The organism is Caproiciproducens sp. NJN-50 (assembly GCF_004103755.1).
Lineage (GTDB): Bacteria > Bacillota > Clostridia > Oscillospirales > Acutalibacteraceae > Caproicibacter.
Map to the genome: position 1 here is coordinate 179,756 of NZ_CP035283.1, position 19,073 is coordinate 198,828.

Here is a 19,073-nt window from a genome sequence, read left to right on the forward strand (position 1 = left end):
GCCCCGGAATCTTCCGGGGCCGCGCCGCCTTTGCCGTTCGTTCAGGAATTCTGCGCGTTCTTGATCCCCGCGAAATGAGCCGCGATCACGCGGTCGCACCAGGCGTCGAACTCCGGGTCCGGCACCTGCATCTCCGGGTGGGAAAGATAATATTCCACGCTGCTGCGGACGCCGTCCGCAAACCGGATGCCGGCCGAAAAGCCGGGCACCAGGCGTTTGATTTTGGAGTTGTCGAACACGGCGCAGTACGCCTTGTCGCCCAGCAGTTTGCCGAGCAGCTCCGGGTCGAACGCCGCGAGAAAATCCGATGGGATGTGGACCAGGTTCGGCTTGACGCCGAGCGCCGTGCCGATCGACTCCAGCGCGTCGTTCCAGGTGATCGCCTCGTCGCTGGTGATGTGGACCGCCTCTCCGATCGCGTGCGGATTGCCCAGAAGCCCGCAGAACCCCTTTGCGAAGTCGTCCGCGTGCGTAAACGTCCAAAGAGTCAGCCCGTCGCCGTGCACGATGACCGGCTTTCCTAAACGAATGCGCGAAAGCACCTGCCAGCCGCCCTTGCCGCCGAAAAAGGGCAGAGGGACTTTCCTGTCGCAATAAGTGTGGCTGGGACGCACGATGGTGACGGGAAAGCCATGGGACCGGTATGCCGTTGTGAAAAGCTCCTCGCAGGCGATTTTGTCCCGCGAATAGCGCCAGAACGGATTGCGCAGCGGCGTGCTTTCCGTGATGGGATACCGCACCGGCGGTTTCTGATAGGCACTGGCCGAGCTGATAAACAGGAACTGCCGGGTTTTCCCGGTGAAAAGGGAGATGTCCCGCATCGCCTGCTCCGGCTTCAGAACGGTGAAGTCCGCGACGGCGTCGAAGATTCTGCCGGAGAGCAGCCGCTCCATTTCCTCTTCGTCCGAAATATCCGCTTTCAGCAGTTCCGCGCCCGAGGGCGCGAGTTCCGGATGGCTGCCGCGCGTCAGCAGCGTCACCTGATCCCCGCGCGCCGCGGCGAGAGAGGCCGCCGAAGCGCTGATGACGCCGGTTCCGCCGATAAACAATACTTTCATCTTGCACACTCCTGTTTCCTGTATTATAATATAATAACATCGAAGGCTGCCGTCCCGGACATCCGGGAGGAAAGCGGTTTGTATATTTGCCCGTAAGGCTGCATAAAAATAAACAATTCTCAAGAATCGAAGAAAGGAAGTGACCGCGATGCTGAAAAATTTATCCTTTTTGAACATGCTGGTCTGGAATCTTGTCATTGCAGGGCTTTGGCATCTGGTCGTATTCCTGATCTGCATCAGAATGCCGAAATCCGCTTTTGACCCGGAAAAGGGGCGCTACGCGCCGAAACAGTGGGAACACGGCGGCCGCTGGTATCGGGATACACTGAAAATTCAGTTCTGGAAAGACAGGGTTCCCCAGCATATCGGGAAAAACGGATTTTCCAAGCAGCATTTGACGGAAATGTCGATCGACTATCTGGATGAATTCATCGTGGAGACCTGCAGGGGGGAGTGGATGCATCTGAAAAACTGCATCTGCGCCGTTGTCACGCTGCTCATCAACCCGCTGCTGGTCGGGATCGTCATGTCCTTTCTGATTATGCTGGCGAACGCCCCGTTTGCGGCCGTTCAGCGCTACAATCGTTTCCGTCTGCTGATCCTCCGGAAAAGACGCCTGCGGGACATCCGGTCTTCCCAGATGGAGCAGAACGCCGTCACCGCCTGATCCGAAACATTTTGTATTCTGTAAAACAGCCATGCCGTTTGCGGTACGGCTGTTTTTTGACTGCTGCCGGGGAAGGAAAATCCGATGAAAAAAATCCGTCTTCCCATTCTAGCCTGCCTGTGCTGGCTGCTGGCACGATTTCCGACGGTTCCTGCGTCCGCAGACTCCGCCGCCTACTTTTCCTATTCGATGAACCCCGTGTCCGCATCGGGAGAAGAACTGGTGCGCCTGGACGTGGCTGCCTACAAAACGGAAGAGACGGCGGCGGGGTTTCGGCTGAAGATACAATATGACGAGGACAAGCTCGATTATGTCAGCACCGAGACATCCGGCGCGGTCAAGAGCGGCACGATGCAGACAAACGGAGGTTCCGGCCTGGTCAGCAGCGTCTATGTCTGCAATACGGAAAACGGATACGCCCCCAAACTTTCCGGCACGGTCGCGTCCTTTGTGTTTCAGGTGGAGGCGGGTGCGAAGGCGGGAAACACGGCCCTGACCGTTTCGGCGGACCAGGTCTGCGATTATGATGGAGATTCCCTGGACGCGGACCAGGCGGAAACGAAGCTGAGCCTGAAGATTCTGCCTTCCCTTTCCTCAAAAGCCGCCCTGACCTCGCTTACCCCTTCGGCCGGAAAGCTCGAGCCGGATTTTTCGCCTTCGGTCCGCAGCTATTCTCTGGCGGTCGGCAGCGAGGTCAGCACCGTGGAGCTTCGGCCCGCCGCGGCGGACGGAGGAAAGGCCTCTGTCAGCCGGAAAACACTCAACGGGGCGGGAAAGGAGACGCAGATTGCCATCACGGTCACATCCGAGGACCGGTCGCAGACTGCGCAGTATCTGGTTACGGTCCAGCGTGCCGCAAAGGGAGACGGCGCCGTATCCGCAACGGGAGGAAAAGGGGGAGTCGAGAGCCCTGGCGCAGGCGGGGACCGCAAAAAGCCGGTATCGCTCCCGGAAGATGCGGGCGAAGTTCAAAACCAGGACGGCCCGGGCTCGCAGGTCCGGCCGCCGGAGGCGGAACAAGCCGCGGATTCGCCGCAGGCCGCTGCGGAAGCGCCGGGGAACGGGGAACAGAAATCTTCCGGGGACAGAACGCTGGTTCTGGTCGGAGACCGGATGCCCTCCTTTTTCACCGGGATGCTGGCCGCGGCCCTCTGCATCACGGTCGGCATTGCGATCAGCCTTTGGCTGCCGATCCGGCGGCAGCACTGAGACTCAGGCCTTGCCTGATAAATAAAAAACGCCGGATAGACAAATTCCTTCATTTTTCACACGAGGCCTAGGTCTTTTTTGTGAACTCCGTGTGGCAGACCGGGCAGGTGATCACGATTTTCCCCTTGCCTTTCGGCACACGCAAGGTGTTCTTGCAGCTTGGGCACCGGAAATACCGGTGCGTTTTTTTATCGTTCATCCGGTACAGGGTCCTGCCCCGCCAGCCTTCAAACCGGCCGGAAGCCGTGCGGAACCAATGGGTGATCCGGCCCCAGTACTTTAAAAACACGGCGTTTTCCTGATAACGGCGGGAAGTATTTCTGGAAAAGATCCGGAAAATTCCCCAGACCAGAAGCGCGAGAGCCAGAAAAGAAAGAATCGGCAGCCCGAGCAGTCTGGCCAGAAAAACCAGCACAAGATAAATCACAATCAGCCCGAGGCCGAGCTGGTCGGAGCCGTACCGCCCCGCCATCATCCGGCTGTACCAATAAGAGAAGCGCATAAGCCAGTTCAAACTTTCACATCCTTTCGCCGTGGAATTTCTATCATTATCATAGCATAGAAGCCCCGGAAAGAATTGAATAAACTGTAAAAACAAAGCTGCCGCGTCTCCTTTGCGGCAGCCTGAAACTTTATTGGATCACAACCGCAGTACCTTTCGGAATATGATCGTAAATCCATTTGGCGTTCTCCGTTTCCAGCCGGATGCATCCGTGGGACGCCGGGGTTCCGAGCTTCGCGGCCTCCTGCGGCTCCATGTCCTCGTTTTCATCGAACGGAAGGCTGTGGAACAGATAGGTCTTGTAAAAACGGGTCCAGTAATAGGCGCCTTCCTTTACCGCGGGATTGTAGAAGGATTCTCCGCGGTCGGTCACGGTAAAGGTCCCGGTCGGCGTTTCGCTGCCCTCCTCGCCGGAGGAACAGGCGAATTCCTTGACCAGCCGGTCCTTTGCATCCAGTACGCGGACTTTCTGGTCCTTCAGCGACACGTCGATTTTCAGCGGCTTTTGCGCTTGCTCCAGGGAAACGGCCGGGGTTTCCGGACCGCTGGAAGCGGGAGGCGCGGATTCCCGGCTCTGCGCGGGTGCGGACGACGCCGGAGAGGAGGATGCGTCAGCCTGGGAGGACGGCGGCGCGGAGGACTCCGGTTCGGCCGCCTTTGCAAACATGTCAAATTTCAGCCATTCGACGGCAACGGACATTCCCTCGCTGAACTGATCCGGCTTCAGCGAGGCGTAAGTCGCGCCCGCGCCCACGAAAAGAATCAGGGCAACGAGAAGAATGTGTTTCAGCGGTCCTTTTCCGCGTTCCTTCATCGGGAATCGGCACGTCCTTTCCTTTTTCGTCAGAATCCCGCCGCGTCCGGCGGCAAGTTCGAATTTCACTTCTTTTATTTATATTATAAAACCACGGACGCGGTTTTCCAACGTCCGTGAAAGAATTCATAATAATTTTACATATAGAGAAAAAATCGGACTGTTTTCGTTCGTTTACGACGGATTTGCGACCACGCCGAGAAAGAGGGGAAGGTCCGTCGAAGTGTCAACCACGGCGATGACGAACGGCCGGTCAAACTGCAGGACATGATCGGGCCGCGAGGATCCGGCCATGCCGACGGAGGTCACGGCTCCGGCTTTCAGACCCTTTTCGTCGGCCTGGATGAATGTTTTCTGCAGGACCGAATTGATAAACAGCTTGCCGCTTGGCGAACTGCCCATCGCCGAGAAATCCGCTTTCGCCGAATCGAACGCGTCGGAAAGGCCGAGCGATTTCAGCGCGTCGTTCAGGCCCAGCGTGCAGTCGAATTTGAATTTCGGCAGCGACGCCGAAGCAAATGCCTGCCCTCCGGAGCGCATCAGGCTCAGAAAGCTCTCTCCCGTCAGGCCCTTGAGATATTCATTCAGCGCCGTCCCGTTTTTTGGCAGGATCGCCGCGAAGGCGTAGCGCGGGTCCTTCAGCTGCTTGAGGATTCCCTCCGCCGCGCCGTCGCTCAGGTACGTTTCCATCGACCCCATCATTTTGGCGGTTTTGTCTCCGCCCGGCGCGTGAAACGTGTCGTCGGTGCATCCGTTATAAGCGTGTTCCCAGTCCTGCTCCAGATAGAGCGCGTTCATGAGAAACATCATGTCCGAGGGGTCGATCTTTTCGACCATTTTCTTGATGTTCCCGTCCGTGCTTTTGCTGACCCAGCCGTTGATCTTTCCGACGGAGGCGGGGTCCTCAAAGTCGAGCCGGAATGCATCCGAGCCGAAATAATCCGCGTTGGCCTGTAAAAACGGCTTTTCGACGGTCAGGCTTTTGTCCCGGTACCAGATCGAGTTGGCAAGCAGAAGCTTTCCTTCCGAGACGGATTTGAGGGCATTCTGCTCCGAAGCGAAATTTCGGTTCAGCGCCGAAAGATCCATTCCGCCGCCGAGCAGGGCCTCGAACTGGGAGAGCGTGTCTCCCTTTGCGCCGTTTGCCGTCATGCCGAGCGCGAGCGCGGCGGAAGCGGGCGAAACGAGGGAGTTTTTGTCGGCGGCGGCCGTCTTTTGAAAAAGTTTCACCGCGAAATCTGCCTGTGCCGAGACAAAATCGGAATCCGGTTTTGTCGGGATTTCCCGCTTTTGCGCGCTGATTCCCTCCATCAGGTTTTCCTTCGCCTCCACGGTGACGGTCGCCGGCTTCAGAAGCGGAGAAAAAGCCAGAACGCAGACAAGCGCGGCGGCCAGCGCGCCGGTGATCATCCAGCGTTTTTTTCGCGGTCGCCCTCCCGCCTGTTCCATCCGGCCGGCGGTTTCCCGCGTCCATTCTTCGGAAACATGGATGCGATTGCATTCTTCCCGGTATTTTTCCCTGTTATTCATCGTCAAAACCTCCTGTCAGCAGGTCTTTCAGCGCGGCGCGCGCCCGGTGCAGCCAGGAGGAAACCGTGTTTTCCCTCCTGCGCAGGATATGCGCGATTTCCCCGACGCTCAGACCCTCGTAATAATGAAGATAGATCACGTTCCGGTAGGGAACCGGCAGGCACAGGACCGCTTCCATCACTTCGGAGCCCCTCGCTTCGCCCGGCGGGTCCTCCGAAAGCGGGACCGCCCTCCGCTGCGCCGACCTGAGAAAATCCCGGCACTGGTTGACGGTCACCCGGATCATCCAGGCCTTTTCATGCTCCGGCGAAACGAATGCGCGGCGCGCGGTGATCCGTTTTAAAAACACCTCCTGTGCGATGTCTTCGGCGTCGGCCCTCGATCCGACATTGTGCAGGGCGATTCGCAGCACCATGCCGGAATACCGCTTCAGGAGTTCCTCCGCGCGAGTCTCTGCAGCCTCCATTCCTTTCTCCCCTTTCATTGATAATACGACGCGGAAGCCGGTTTTCTTGCGCCGCTGAAAAATTTTTTTGTTTTTCGTCCGGCCGTAAAAGCGGCCGGGCCCAGAGTTTAGAAATTATTTTCAGTTCGTTCATATTTAGGCTTGCAACGGGGCATCCCTATGGTATAAAATAAAGGGGTAAAAACAAGTGCGAACAACGAACGCAATTGATTTGGGCAAGGAAGTCCGACACGCTGTGCCGGCTTTTTTTGGCTTTATTTGAAATTTTGCCGCCGGGAGGTATGCGGAGTGGGCCATTACAGCAAAGAGGATATCTACAGGCTGGTGGAAGAAAACGACGTCACGTTCATCCGTCTGCAGTTTACGGACATCACGGGAATGATGAAGAACGTCGCCATCACAAAGAGCCAGTTGGAAAAGGCGCTGGATAACCAGTGCGTTTTCGACGGCTCTTCCCTGGACGGATTTGCGCGCGACGCGGAAGCGGACATGTGCCTGCATCCGGACCGCGACACGTTTACCATGCTTCCCTGGCGGCCGACCCACGACGGAGTGGCCCGCCTGATCTGCGACGTCTATTCCCCCGAAGGGGAGCCCTATGACGGGGACCCCAGGCAAATCCTGAAAAAGGAAATGAAAAAGGCCGCGGAGCTTGGGCTGGAATTCAACGTCGGCCCGGAATGTGAATTTTTTCTGTTTGAAATGGACGACTACGGCAGGCCGACCACGCAGACGCGCGACACCGCGGGTTATTTTGACCTCGGCCCGATCGACATCGGCGGCGACATCCGGCGCGAGATCTGCCTGACTCTGGAGAACATGGGCTTTGAGCTGGAGGCGTCCCACCACGAGGCGGCGGTCGGCCAGCACGAGATCGACTTTAAATACGACACCGCGCTCAAGACGGCGGACAACATCATGACGTTTAAGATGGCGGTCAAATCGATCGCGAAAGCCTCCGGCGGCTACGCCACTTTCATGCCGAAGCCGCGCTCGGACGTGAGCGGCTCCGGCATGCACCTTCACATGTCGCTGATGAGCGGCGGAAGGAACCTGTTCGACGGGCCGGACGATCCCTCGGAAAACGGGCTGAGCGAAACGGCATACCGGTTTATGGCCGGCCTTCTGGCCCATGCCGGGGCGCTGACGGCCGTGTGCAACCCGACCGTCAATTCGTACAAGCGGCTGGCCTCCGGCTATGAGGCGCCCGTGCACATCACGTGGTCCTGCCGCAACCGCAGCCCGCTGGTCCGCATTCCCTCCGCCAGGGGGAGGGGCTCCCGCATCGAATTCCGTTCCCCGGACCCGTCCGCCAACCCGTACCTGACGCTGGCGTGCTGCCTTGCGGCAGGGCTGGACGGCATTGAGAAAAAATTGACGCCGCCTCCCGCCACGGACCGCGACCTCTTCGATCTGCCCGACAGTACCGTTGCGGAAATGGGCATCGGGACGCTTCCGCTCAGCCTGATGGACGCGGCGGAGGAACTGAAAAAAGACCCGGTCGTCTCCGACGTTCTGGGGGAACACGCGCTGCGGAACTTCCTGCTGGACAAAAAGCGCGAGTGGGGCCGCTACACGCGCGCCGTCACCGACTGGGAAATCGAAAATTATCTTCAGAAATACTGATGACGCGCGGTGCCTTTTCACGGTTTCGCTGATTCCGCACGCTTTGCCCCGGTTAATACGCCGCTGCATTCATCCCGGCTATAGGGGCTCTGACCGCTCTCCCGCCAAACATGTCTTCCGGTTTCATTCCGGGCTGAATGGCGGGGCTTTTTTTATCCGGTCTTGAATTCGGCTGCGCTGCGCGTTAAAATAGGAGCATCATTGACACGGAAGGAAACGGATATGAGGGAACAAAAAAACATCCTTGCCGTACACGATATCTCCTGCGTCGGAAAATGTTCCCTGACGGTGGCGCTGCCGATCCTCTCCGCCGCGGGCTGCACGGTCAGCGTCCTTCCGACGGCGGTTCTGTCCACGCATACGGGGGGCTTTGCCGGGTTTACGTTCCGGGACCTGACCGGGGACCTTCCGGGCATTCTGGAACACTGGAAATCGCTCGGGCTCCGGTTCGACGCGATCTACACCGGCTACCTCGGCTCGTTTGAGCAGCTCCGGCTGGTCTCCCGGGTGGTCGCCGAATTCCGCGCGCCGGGCGCACCCGTCTGCGTCGATCCCGTCATGGCGGACGGCGGACGCCTGTATGCTTCCTTCGGACCGGATTTTCCGCAGGGGATGGCCGCCCTGTGCCGGAAGGCGGACCTGATCCTGCCGAACCGGACGGAGGCGGCGCTGCTGCTGGACGAGCCCTACCGGGACGGGACGCAGGAGCGGGCGGAGACGGAACAAACGCTGCGCCGGCTTTCGGCGCTCGGCCCTCGCCGCGTGGTGATGACCGGGGTCTCGTTTTCCCCGGAAAAAACGGGCTGTGCCTTTTACGACCGGGAAACAGATCGGGCCGGATACGCGTTCTCGCGGAAAATCGAGGGCTTTTACCACGGCACGGGCGATGTGTTCGCCAGCGCGATGATCGGCGCGCTGATGAACGGCCTGCCCCTGGAAGAGGCGGCGCGCGCGGCCGTGGATTTCACGCAGGGCGCGATCGCCCGCACCCATCTTGCCGGAACGGACGTCCGGTTCGGCGTGAATTTTGAGGAAGGCCTCCCCGCCTATGCGCGGATGATGAGTCAGGCCTGCCCGGAGGAATGAACCATGAAAAAGAATCCGTCTAAAATCGACATTATTAAAACGGTGATGAAGGACGTGGAAGAAGACGTCGGAAATGAGGAAATGATCCACCTGATCCTTCAGCGGCAGTTTTCCAAAAACACCGACAAAAGGGTGAACGAACAGCTGACCTTCGGGCAGCGGGCGGCGGACGCGATCGCGCGCTTTGCCGGGAGCTGGACCTTTATCCTGATTTTTACCGCCGTCATTCTGGTCTGGGTCGGCGCCAACGTCTATTTTCTCGCGAACCCCTACGACCCGTATCCATTCATCCTGCTCAACCTGGTGCTTTCCTGCATCGCCGCGGTGCAGGCCCCGCTCATTATGATGAGCCAGAACCGCCAGGAGGAAAAAGACCGGCAGCGCGCGGAAAACGACTATATCGTCAACCTGAAAAGCGAGATCATCGTCGAGGACCTTCACCGCAAAATCGACGAGCTGCTGAAAAACCAGAAGAAAATCCTGAACGGGGAAAAATCCGGACAGAAACAGACACAGAGCGCAAAAAAGAAAGGCGACGGGGATGAAGCATAAAATCCGCACGGAAGCGTTTGACCTGATGCAGTATTTTTACTCTTCGGCGCACGATCCGCTGATCCGGGCGCTGATCCGGTTTTCGGGGCGGCTGGACCCGGACGTGCTGCGGCGCGCCGTCGATCTTTCGGCGTCCTCCGTGCCGCAGATCCGCTGCGTGTTTTCGGCGGAGTCGCGCGGCTGGGAGGACCGGGGCTTTTCCGCGAACCGGATCGTCCGCGTGACGGAGGCCGGAGAGAAGAATGCGGCGGAACGCCTGCTGCTGGATACGATCAAGCTGGATTCGGAGCCGCAGCTGAAAATTCACCTGGTCCGCGGGCCGGGATCGGATACGCTCTGCGTCATTTTAAGCCATTTGGCCGCCGACGGCACGGGTTTTAAACAGTACCTGTACCTTCTGGCGTCGCTGTACCGCCGCTGTGCGGAAACCCCCGGGACCATCGTGCCGCCGGAACCGCTGGACCGGGGCGTCGGGCAGATCTTCCGCGGGATGGGCCTGACGGAGCGCCTCCGGATCCTGCGCGCCCCTATGGATTGCCGGAAGCAGGAAAAAGAAATGTATCTTCCGACCGAGGAGGAGCAGGGGGAGCCGGTCACCGTGCTGCGCCGCGCCGGCGGCGAGCTGTTTTCCGCTTTAAAACAGTACGCGAAAAAGGCGGGGGTCACCGTCAACGACGTTCTGCTGACCGCCTACGGCCGTGCGCATTTCTCGCTGACGGGATGCGCGGACCTTGAGATTCCCTGCCCGGTGGACCTGCGCAAATACCTGCCGGACGGCGCGCGCTGCGGAATCTGCAACCTGACCGGCAATTATGTTTGCCGCGTTTCCCCGGAAAAGGGAGAACTGTTCCGGGAAACGCTGAAAAGAGTCGCAGCCCAGATGTCTGGGCAGAAAGGGAGCAGGAACTGCCTGAAGGGCCCGATGCTTCTGGATTTTCTGTTTACCGTTCTGCCCTATCCGGCAAGGAAAAAGGTCTTTGACCGGAATTTTTCCATTCCGGTGATCTCCTTTACCAATCTGGGCGTTCTGGACGGGAAGCGGCTGGACTTCGGGAATGGAAAAATCGAGGACGCTTATCTGACGACGGCGGTCAAGCACCCGCCGAGCTTCCAGATTTCGGTCTCCACGCTCGGCAATTGCTGCACGCTGGGCAGCAGCCTGTACGCGACGGAAAAGAACCGCAGCGTCGCCGAGCGCTTCCTCGACGGGATGATTTCGGAATTGGAGCTGGCCGTCTCGGAAAATCCGCATAAAGCCCCGCCAAAGAGCCAGAATAATGCCGGAGGTGGTTCCCGTGCCAAAGGACAGCCAGCCGGACGGCAAAAAAAGCCGGCTTCGGAAAGCAAACGGGCAGACTCCCGTCACAAGGGAGAACAAAAATCAAAACAGGAGCGAAAAAAAGCAATCCGTTAAAAACAACGACGTTTGAAAGGGGAGCCGAGATGGCGAAAGCGGGAATGCGGCGCCCCGATTCCGGGGAGCCGACGCAGAGCAGCAAAAAGGCCCATATGCCGAAGAATACACATCCCGTGCCGGAACTGCAGGGCAGGGAAAAGCACGGGGAAAAGCGCGCGCGGCCAACGGAGTAAGGTGCGGTTTGGCCGGCGTTCCAGGGGGAAAAGCGGAGCCGCTTTTCCCCCTCTGCGCATCAGGGCGCATGGGCCGCCAAAACAAACGGATCCCGCACTCTCCCCTTGACAGAGCGGCCCGTATTTTCATGCTGGACCGGAGAGCTTCCGCGCTGTCGGCGGGAGTGTCCCCGGTCTCTCCCGCCCGGCGAAGCGAACGGCATTCCCATGCGGACCGGGAACCGGAGCTCCCGAACTGTCAGCGGGAGTGTCCCTAAACTCTCCCGCCAAACGGAGCAAATGATGCTATTCTTGCTGACAGGCGGGGCGTGCCTGCAGGCTCAGCCCGCCTGTCAGGGACGGATGTAGGCGTATCCCTCCTCCTGGCGGAGCGCCAGCTCCACCACGCCGGAAGGAACCGTTTGAGCCAGAGGAAGCAGATCGCCGGGTTCTATGTTCAGGCCGCGCATCGCGTTGCGGCAGCCCGCGAATCGGACCCCGGACCGGGCAAGCTCTTCCATGCGCTCCGTAAGCTCCGCCTGGGCAGCCGCCTGGGCGGTCAGCTGGCGGACGGCTTCGGAATTCGCCAGGATTTCGATTTCGAAGAGGACATGCTCCGCGCGCGCGTACTTCATCATGCTTTCCGCGTTGGAGAGGACCATCGGCCAGCGGCCGGATTCATCCACGTGAAAAATCACTTTTGGCATTTTTATCGCATCCCTTTCCTGTTTTTACCACTATAATACAAAGCCCGGAATTTTGCAAACACGGAAAGAAGCAATGTCCAGGGAACTTTTTGCCGGTTTTATGCTATAATAAGACGAAAAACAGAGAAACGACTGAATCGGGGGCGCCGCTATGGGCGAAATCGTAACCATCTATCGGATCAATTGCTTTTCCGCTCCGGAACCGGAATGGGAAGGCGAAAGCTGTTCCCTCCTGCCGTGGGGGGACCCGCCCGGCCTTCGCGGACAGGACGACGGAGGGCGGGAGTACGTCCTGCCGGAGCGTTACGCCGAGGGGATCGCCCCGGGCGGGAGCCCGGCGGTGTTCAGCGAGGAGGGCGTTCTGTGCGAACTGATGCTCCACAACGGCCGCCCGCTTCTGATTGACGGGGAAAAGCGCCGCGCCTGGCTGCTGGAGCCGGTCAGGAAAATCGCGTCTTACCGCCAGATGTCGGGCATGACGCTCTCCGAGCTTGCCGAGCGCATTTCCGTCGAACCGAAGCTCCTCTACGAGTGGGAGAATCTCGAGCGGGAGCCGGATGAGGAGGCCCTTTCCAGAATCGCGTCGATTCTGGGCTGCAAACCGTCGGATTTGCGTTAAAAATTTCTTTTGGCGCTTGCAAAGCGGAGTATTTTCGTCTATAATATAAATGCACATCAAATTAGTATACATTAAGGGCAAATGCCCTTTTCGTCGAACAAAACCGGAGAGGTGGAAAAATCAGTGCAGCTATTGGAAATCAGGGATCTGACGGTCAGCGTGGAGGGAAACCGGATTCTCCGCGGGCTGAATCTTGCCGTTGGCAAGGGGGAGGTTCATGTTCTGATGGGACCGAACGGCGCGGGGAAGTCCACGCTGGTCAACACCGTCATGGGGCACCCGCAGTACCACGTGGACGGCGGCTCGATCCTGTTTGAAGGAAAAGATATTACGAACGAGCCAGCGAACGAAAGGGCGAAAGCCGGAATTTTCCTGTCCTTTCAGAATCCGGAGGAGGTTCCGGGCATCTCGCTGGAAAATTTCATGCGGACCTCGCGCTTTGCCGTCACGGGCAAGCCGGTGAAGCTGTTCGCCTATAAAAAAGAACTGGCGCAGAAGATGGAGGAACTCGGCATGGACGACGAATATGCCTCCCGGTACCTCAACGTCGGCTTTTCCGGCGGGGAAAAGAAAAAGTCGGAGATCCTTCAGATGCTGATGCTGAACCCCAGGCTCGCGATTCTGGACGAAACGGATTCCGGCCTGGACGTGGACGCGGTCAAGATCGTTTCGCAGGGTGTGAAAAAGTTCCGGACAGGCGAAAACTCCCTGCTCATCATCACACATAACACCAAGATACTGGATTACCTGCCGGTGGACGCCGTGCACGTCCTGATGGACGGCAGAATCGTGCGGACGGGCGACCGGACGCTGATCGACCGGATCAACGCTTCGGGCTTCCAGGGCCTCGCGGCCCCCGCCGTCTGAGAACGCGGAGGGAAATAAAGTTGAACGCACTGCATAAAAGAAAAACACAGGTGGAGGACATCGACCGCACCGTCTACGACATCCGCGACAGGGTCGATCCCTCCTACCAGGTCGGACAGGGCCTGACGGCGAAGATCGTCAATGAGATTTCCGCCGCGAAGAACGATCCGGAGTGGATGCGCCTGTTCCGCTTAAAGTCGCTTCAGGTTTACAACCGCCTGCAGCTTCCTGGATGGGGCCCGCCGCTGGACGGGCTGAACATGGACGAGATCGTCACCTACATCCGCCCGAACACCGGGATGAAGGCCAAATGGAACGAGGTGCCGGACGATATCAAAAATACGTTCGAGCGCCTCGGAATTCCGGAGGCGGAGCGGAAATCGCTCGCGGGCGTCGGGGCGCAGTACGACTCGGAGGTCGTGTATCACAACGTGCGCGAGGAAGTAAGCCGTCAGGGCGTTGTCTACACCGACATGGAAAGCGCCATCCGCGACCCGGAATACGGTCCGATGGTCCGCAAGCATTTTATGAAGCTGGTTCCACCGGAGGACCACAAGTTCGCGGCGCTGCACGGCGCGGTCTGGTCGGGGGGATCGTTCGTCTACGTTCCGCCGGGCGTGAACGTGGAGATCCCGCTGCAGTCCTATTTCCGGCTGAACGCGCCGGGCGCGGGCCAGTTCGAGCACACGCTGATTCTCGTCAGCGAGGGCGCGAGCCTGCACTTCATCGAGGGCTGCTCCGCGCCGAAGTACAACGTCGCCAACCTGCACGCCGGGTGCGTGGAGCTGTTCGTCGGCAAAAACGCGCGCCTGCGCTACTCGACGATCGAGAACTGGTCAAAAAACATGTATAATCTGAACACCAAGCGCGCGGTGGTCGAGGAGGGCGGAACGATCGAGTGGGTGTCCGGCTCGTTCGGCTCCCACGTATCCTACCTGTACCCGATGAGCATCTTAAAGGGAGAGGGCTCCCGTATGGAGTTTACCGGCATCACGTTCGCCGGAAAAGGCCAGTCGCTCGACACCGGCGCGAAGGTGGTCCACGCCGCGCCGCACACCTATTCGAGCATCAATACCAAGTCGATCTCGAAGGACGGCGGCCGGTGCACCTACCGCAGCGCGGTCAATATCCTTCCGAACGCATACGGGTGCAAGTCGTCCGTCTCCTGCGAATCCCTGATGCTGGACGACCGCTCCCGCTCCGACACGATCCCCGTCATGGACATCCGCAACGACGACGTGGACGTTGGGCACGAGGCCAAGATCGGCCGCATCAGCGACGACGCGATCTTTTATCTGATGAGCCGCGGCATCTCCGAAGAGGATGCCAAGGCGATGATCGTGACCGGCTTTGCGGAGCCGATTGCGAAGGAGCTTCCGGTGGAGTACGCCGTCGAGATGAACAACCTGATTAAGCTGGAAATGGAGGGCTCCATCGGCTGACGGCCGGTGAAAGGGATGTTACCATGAATCTTACACTTGCAAAAGTCAATTCCCTGCCGGTCCCCACCTGGTTCCGGCTGGGAATCAACGATACGCAGCTTTCAGAGACGATCCCGGAGGTTCACCCTTACGAAGGGGAATATCTCTCTGCGGAGCGGCCTGAAAACGTTGAAATATCCTTTGATCCGTTCCCTGCGCCTGATCTTTCGACCGGCATGGGCGACGGGGCCAGAAATTTTACGGAGGACAACCGCACCTGCGGCGTCACCGTCCGGGTGCCGGACGGCGTAAAGGCGGGAAAGCCGGTTTTCCTTACGTTTCATCTGGACGAAACGAACCCGTCTGTTCTGGACGTCAACACCGTGATCGCCGGAGAGGGCAGCGAGGTGACCGTCGTAATGAGCTATGAGTCGCGGTCGGACTTTTTCGGCTTTCACGGCGGACTGACCCGGCTTTACGCCGAAAAAAACGCGGTGATCCGGCTGATTCAGGTGCAGATGCTCGGCGACGGGTGCCTGCACTATGACGACGTCGGCGCGCAGTGCGGCGAAAACGGGGAAGTCAGCGTGATTCAGGCGGAACTCGGCGGAAAAAATGCCGCTGCCGGGCTGAAAGCCGTCCTGAAAGGCAGAAAGAGCCGGCTGAATCTGGACACCATTTATTTCGGCGACCGCGGCCGTTCGATCGATATCAACTATGTGGCGCAGCACGTCGGAAGCGCCTCGCGCAGCGAGATCCACGCGAGCGGCGCGCTGCTGGACGAAAGCCGCAAGACGTTCCGGGGGACCATCGACTTTCTGAAGGGCGCGAAACGCGCGGTCGGGCACGAGAGCGAGTACAGCCTGCTGTTCAGCCCGAAGGTGGTCAACCGTTCCGCCCCGCTGATCCTGTGCGCGGAAGAGGACGTGGAGGGCCAGCACGCGGCATCCGCCGGAAAAATTGATTCCAACCGGCTGTTTTACCTGATGTCCCGCGGCCTGAGCGAGCTGGAAGCGAGAAAACTGCTGATCGAGGCGCAGTTCCGCCCGGTGACCGACCGGATCCCGGACCCCGCGCTGCGGAGCGCGGTTTCAGATTATGTGAAAGTGAGGCTGGAAGCCATTGAACCCGTATCTGAATGATTTTCCCATATTAAATGAAAAACGGGACGGCAAACGGCTTGTCTATCTGGACAACGCCGCGACTACCCAGAAGCCGCTTTCCGTGATCCGCGCCGTGGACGAATACTACCGTAGCTCCAACGCGAATCCGCACCGCGGCCTTTACGGGCTGAGCATCCGCGCGACAAAGATGTACGAGGATTCCCGCGCCGCGGTTCGTGAATTCATCAACGCGGAAAAAGACTGCGAGGTTCTGTTTACCCGCAACGCTTCGGAATCCCTGAACCTTGTGGCATACAGCTACGGGATGAATTTTATTAAAGAGGGCGACGAAATCGCCCTGCCGGTCTCCGAGCATCACAGCAATCTGCTGCCGTGGCAGATGGTGGCGAGAGCGAAAGGCGCAAAGCTCGTCTATCTGTACCCGGATAAAAACGGGCGCCTGACGGAACAGGAGCTTGACAAGATCGGACCGAAAACCGCGCTGGTGGCGGCTGCACACGTTTCAAACGTGCTTGGCACGGTGTATCCCGTGGAGGAAATCGTCCGCAGGGCGCATAAAGCCGGGGCAGTGGTCGTTCTCGACTGCGCGCAGAGCATCCCGCACTACCCGGTCGACGTAAGAAAGCTCGGTGTGGATTTCGCCGCGTTTTCCGGGCACAAGATGCTGGCCCCGATGGGAATCGGCGTGCTGTACGGAAAAGAGGAGCTGCTGAACAAAATGCCGCCGTTCCTGACCGGCGGCGAGATGATCGAGTACGTCAGCGAGCAGGACGCGACGTTCGCGCCGCTGCCGCAGAAATTTGAAGCGGGGACTCAGAACGTCGGCGGGGCGGTCGGGCTGGCCGCCGCGATCGATTATATCAATCAAGTGGGGTACGATACGATCATCAAAACCGAAGAGGAGCTTTTGGCCTATGCGCTCGACGGTTTGGCGAAAATCCCGCACTTAACGGTTTACGGCGACGCAAAAGCGGGCGAGCAGCGCTGCGGCGTGATCTCGTTCAACGTGGACGGCGTCCACCCCCACGACGTCTCCTCCATCCTGGATTCCGACGGCGTGGCGATCCGGGCCGGGCACCACTGCGCGCAGCCGCTGATGAAGTACCTCGGCGTGAATGCGACCTGCCGCGCGAGCCTGTATTTTTACAACACGAAAGAAGACATCGACGTTCTCCTTGAAGGCCTGAAAAAAGTCAGGGGGTGGCTCGGACTTGGGGATTGAGAACATCTACACCCAGATCCTGACGGAGCACAACAATTCGAACCGCAACAAGCACCACATCGAAAGCCCGACGGCGGTGCTCAAGGGGGTCAATCCGAGCTGCGGGGACGAGATCGAACTGGAGCTGCGGGAAAAGGACGGGGTCATCGAGGACGCCGCGTTTACGGGCGTCGGATGTGCGATCTCCCAGGCGTCGGCCTCCATCATGATCGACCTGATCAAGGGCCAGACCAAGGAAGAGGCGCTGCGGCTGGCAAACCTTTTTTTCGGCATGATCAAGGGGGAAGTGAGCGACGAGTCGCAGCTGGAAGACCTCGACGAGGCCATCGCCCTAAAGGACATCTCCCACATGCCCGCGCGGGTAAAGTGCGCCGTGCTGGGGTGGCACACGCTGGAAAACGCGATCCGCGGGGAAAAAGGATCCGATTAAAAAACAGAAGCGGAAGAAATCCGCTTCTGTTTTTTCATCCGTGCAGGGCTTTCGGGTTCCAGTGCCGGATCCGGTATAAATTGGTCCGTCTTTTAAAGATCGAGGCGAGATAAAGGAACGGGACGCCGAGCTTGATCAGAAGGGCCAGCCCGATTCTCCGAAGTCCGTACTGGACGCCGAAGATTTTGCCGATGCGGAAAGAGGAAAAAAAGCTGTAGAACCGGCGGACGGCGTGAAAAAACTCCTTTTGAAGTCCCCATGGGGTGAGCCGTTTCGGCAGAAACGTCACGTTCATCATGTCGAAAAGGGACCAGTCCTTTGTGAGGATGCGTCCCTCGCGCTCATATTGCTCGAATACCTTTGTGCCGGGAAACGGAGTCAGAACCGCCGGCTGAAGCTGGTACGCGTTGATTTTCCTGGCAAAGTCGACGCTGTGCCGCATCTCTTCCCTTCCGTCCGTGTCGATCCCGAGGACGATGCTGGCGATCAGGCGGATTTTATGCCGGGACAGAGCGGCCGCGCACTGTTCGATGTCCGCGATGCTCTGCCGCTTGTTGATCTCGTTCAGGGAATCCTGGTTCAGCGACTCGATTCCGACCAGCGCGCGGGTCAGGTGGGCCCTCTGGAGCAGGTCCAGCATTTCCTCGTCGTTCGCCATGTCCGTTCTTCCGAAGAAAAAGGTTTCTTTGAACACGAGGTCTTCCGCAATCATCCTGCGGCAGATTTCCTTGGCCCGCTCCTTGTTTGCCGTAAAGTTGTCGTCTTCAAAATTCATGTACCGGAACCCGAGCTTTTTGTAATATTTCAGCTCGCCGATCACGCTTTCAACGCTTCGCTCCCGATAGGGACGGAACATGCGCGAGGTGGTGCAGAACGAGCAGCAGAACGGACAGCCTCTGGTCGACAGGACGTTGGCGCATTCGCATTTCGTTTTCAGAAGGGAGTAGTCCGGATAAGGGGCCTCATCCAGATTTTTCAGGCAGGGCGAGCGGACGATCCGGTCCGTGATCTTTCCTTCGATCACGTCCAGGATCACTTTTTCCCCTTCTCCGACGATCACCTGGTCCGCGTGCAGGGCAGCCTCCTCCGGCAGTACGGAGGCGTGCATCCCTCCGATCAGCACACGGGCACTCGTCTCCCGGCGGATGCGGTCCGCCAGCAGATAGGCCCGCGGCGCGGTCGACGTCATGGTCGAAAGGCAGACGACGTCGGCATTCTGAAAGACGGAAAAATCCACGTCCTGATAAAGCTCTTCCCAGACGGAAACGTCGTGCCCCGCGTCTTTCAGGATGCGGCCGAGCACCAGCGGGCCGGTGATGGAATTGGAATGGCCGTACAGCGAGTTCCCCATCCTGTAAAACGCCGACCGCCTGACGTCGCCGGCGGGAGTTAAAAACACAACCCTCATTTTTAAGCTTCTTTCCTTAAAGCTGCAGAAAATCAAATCTGTTTTTTCATATCATAACAGACAGTTTAGTGCCTCGTGAAAACATTGTCAACCTACAAAAACGCAGGAGTGACTAAAACAGCACAATCTGTCATGAACGGCGGGGACGAACATCCGGCGACAAAAAGAAGCAGGAAAAATCCTGCTTCTGCTTTTT

The 19,073-nt window shown here is 58.7% G+C and carries 20 protein-coding genes; 13 read left to right on the plus strand and 7 right to left on the minus strand.

All coding sequences use genetic code 11. The features are described 5' to 3' along the window. Nucleotides 1–41 precede the first annotated feature (41 nt). A complete protein-coding gene (locus tag EQM14_RS00815; protein ID WP_128741176.1) occupies nt 42–1,058 on the minus strand; it encodes an SDR family oxidoreductase in 1,017 nt (338 codons plus the stop codon). Nucleotides 1,059–1,206: 148 nt separating this feature from the next. Between EQM14_RS00815 and EQM14_RS00820 the strand changes: the two genes are divergently transcribed. Next, complete coding sequence (locus EQM14_RS00820; protein WP_128741177.1) at nt 1,207–1,725, plus strand: hypothetical protein; 519 nt, start codon at nt 1,207–1,209, stop codon at nt 1,723–1,725. Nucleotides 1,726–1,809: 84 nt separating this feature from the next. After that, on the plus strand, nt 1,810–2,934 hold the full coding sequence (locus EQM14_RS00825; protein WP_128741178.1) for a cadherin-like beta sandwich domain-containing protein: 1,125 nt from the start codon (nt 1,810–1,812) through the stop codon (nt 2,932–2,934). A gap of 67 nt (nt 2,935–3,001) precedes the next feature. Here EQM14_RS00825 and EQM14_RS00830 read toward each other — a convergent pair whose 3' ends face one another. The 4 genes from EQM14_RS00830 to EQM14_RS00845 form a co-directional block, all read right to left on the minus strand. Next, a complete protein-coding gene (locus EQM14_RS00830) occupies nt 3,002–3,448 on the minus strand; it encodes a hypothetical protein (RefSeq protein WP_243112571.1) in 447 nt (148 codons plus the stop codon). Nucleotides 3,449–3,566: 118 nt separating this feature from the next. Then, on the minus strand, nt 3,567–4,250 hold the full coding sequence (locus EQM14_RS16490; protein ID WP_205703183.1) for a L,D-transpeptidase: 684 nt from the start codon (nt 4,248–4,250) through the stop codon (nt 3,567–3,569). Between the two features lie 174 nt (nt 4,251–4,424). Continuing rightward, entirely contained in the window at nt 4,425–5,780 is a 1,356-nt protein-coding gene (locus EQM14_RS00840) for a serpin family protein (protein WP_128741179.1), read from the minus strand. Continuing rightward, a complete protein-coding gene (locus tag EQM14_RS00845; RefSeq protein WP_128741180.1) occupies nt 5,773–6,246 on the minus strand; it encodes an RNA polymerase sigma factor in 474 nt (157 codons plus the stop codon). Before EQM14_RS00845 ends, EQM14_RS00840 begins: the two co-directional genes overlap by 8 nt. Nucleotides 6,247–6,534: 288 nt before the next feature. Here EQM14_RS00845 and EQM14_RS00850 point away from each other — a divergent pair, with 288 nt between their 5' ends. From EQM14_RS00850 to EQM14_RS16185, 5 genes are all read left to right on the plus strand, one after another. Continuing rightward, the gene (locus EQM14_RS00850) at nt 6,535–7,872 is read left to right on the plus strand and encodes a glutamine synthetase family protein (RefSeq protein WP_128741181.1); all 1,338 of its coding nucleotides are present in this window, start codon (nt 6,535–6,537) and stop codon (nt 7,870–7,872) included. Nucleotides 7,873–8,094: 222 nt separating this feature from the next. Continuing rightward, complete coding sequence (locus EQM14_RS00855; protein ID WP_128741182.1) at nt 8,095–8,958, plus strand: pyridoxamine kinase; 864 nt, start codon at nt 8,095–8,097, stop codon at nt 8,956–8,958. Between the two features lie 3 nt (nt 8,959–8,961). Further along, a complete protein-coding gene (locus EQM14_RS00860) occupies nt 8,962–9,510 on the plus strand; it encodes a DUF1003 domain-containing protein (protein WP_128741183.1) in 549 nt (182 codons plus the stop codon). Next, nucleotides 9,500–10,924: a hypothetical protein gene (locus EQM14_RS00865; protein ID WP_128741184.1), complete on the plus strand. Its 1,425-nt coding sequence runs from the start codon at nt 9,500–9,502 to the stop codon at nt 10,922–10,924. The genes EQM14_RS00860 and EQM14_RS00865 overlap by 11 nt, the downstream gene beginning before the upstream one ends. 29 nt (nt 10,925–10,953) lie before the next feature. Beyond that, nucleotides 10,954–11,100: a hypothetical protein gene (locus EQM14_RS16185; protein ID WP_164918903.1), complete on the plus strand. Its 147-nt coding sequence runs from the start codon at nt 10,954–10,956 to the stop codon at nt 11,098–11,100. A gap of 332 nt (nt 11,101–11,432) precedes the next feature. On the opposite strand, the gene EQM14_RS00870 is transcribed toward EQM14_RS16185, so the two are convergent. After that, on the minus strand, nt 11,433–11,786 hold the full coding sequence (locus tag EQM14_RS00870) for a DsrE family protein (protein WP_128741185.1): 354 nt from the start codon (nt 11,784–11,786) through the stop codon (nt 11,433–11,435). Nucleotides 11,787–11,937: 151 nt separating this feature from the next. On the opposite strand from EQM14_RS00870, the gene EQM14_RS00875 reads away from it, so the two are divergent. The 6 genes from EQM14_RS00875 to sufU all read left to right on the plus strand — a co-directional run bounded on the left by EQM14_RS00875 (nt 11,938) and on the right by sufU (nt 17,469). After that, nucleotides 11,938–12,405: a helix-turn-helix domain-containing protein gene (locus EQM14_RS00875; RefSeq protein ID WP_128741186.1), complete on the plus strand. Its 468-nt coding sequence runs from the start codon at nt 11,938–11,940 to the stop codon at nt 12,403–12,405. Between the two features lie 81 nt (nt 12,406–12,486). Next, complete coding sequence (gene sufC, locus EQM14_RS00880; protein ID WP_128741187.1) at nt 12,487–13,272, plus strand: Fe-S cluster assembly ATPase SufC; 786 nt, start codon at nt 12,487–12,489, stop codon at nt 13,270–13,272. Nucleotides 13,273–13,301: 29 nt separating this feature from the next. After that, on the plus strand, nt 13,302–14,714 hold the full coding sequence (gene sufB / locus EQM14_RS00885; protein ID WP_128744188.1) for a Fe-S cluster assembly protein SufB: 1,413 nt from the start codon (nt 13,302–13,304) through the stop codon (nt 14,712–14,714). A gap of 23 nt (nt 14,715–14,737) precedes the next feature. Continuing rightward, nucleotides 14,738–15,835 (plus strand): SufB/SufD family protein, encoded by a 1,098-nt coding sequence (locus EQM14_RS00890; RefSeq protein WP_128741188.1) that lies wholly within the window; start codon nt 14,738–14,740, stop codon nt 15,833–15,835. Further along, nucleotides 15,816–17,039: a cysteine desulfurase gene (locus EQM14_RS00895; RefSeq protein ID WP_128741189.1), complete on the plus strand. Its 1,224-nt coding sequence runs from the start codon at nt 15,816–15,818 to the stop codon at nt 17,037–17,039. Before EQM14_RS00890 ends, EQM14_RS00895 begins: the two co-directional genes overlap by 20 nt. Beyond that, nucleotides 17,029–17,469 carry a Fe-S cluster assembly sulfur transfer protein SufU gene (gene sufU, locus EQM14_RS00900; RefSeq protein ID WP_128741190.1) on the plus strand — a complete coding sequence of 147 codons (441 nt, stop codon included), beginning with the start codon at nt 17,029–17,031 and terminating at the stop codon, nt 17,467–17,469. The genes EQM14_RS00895 and sufU overlap by 11 nt, the downstream gene beginning before the upstream one ends. Nucleotides 17,470–17,503: 34 nt before the next feature. Here sufU and EQM14_RS00905 read toward each other — a convergent pair whose 3' ends face one another. Further along, on the minus strand, nt 17,504–18,877 hold the full coding sequence (locus EQM14_RS00905; RefSeq protein WP_128741191.1) for a B12-binding domain-containing radical SAM protein: 1,374 nt from the start codon (nt 18,875–18,877) through the stop codon (nt 17,504–17,506). Nucleotides 18,878–19,073 lie beyond the last annotated feature (196 nt).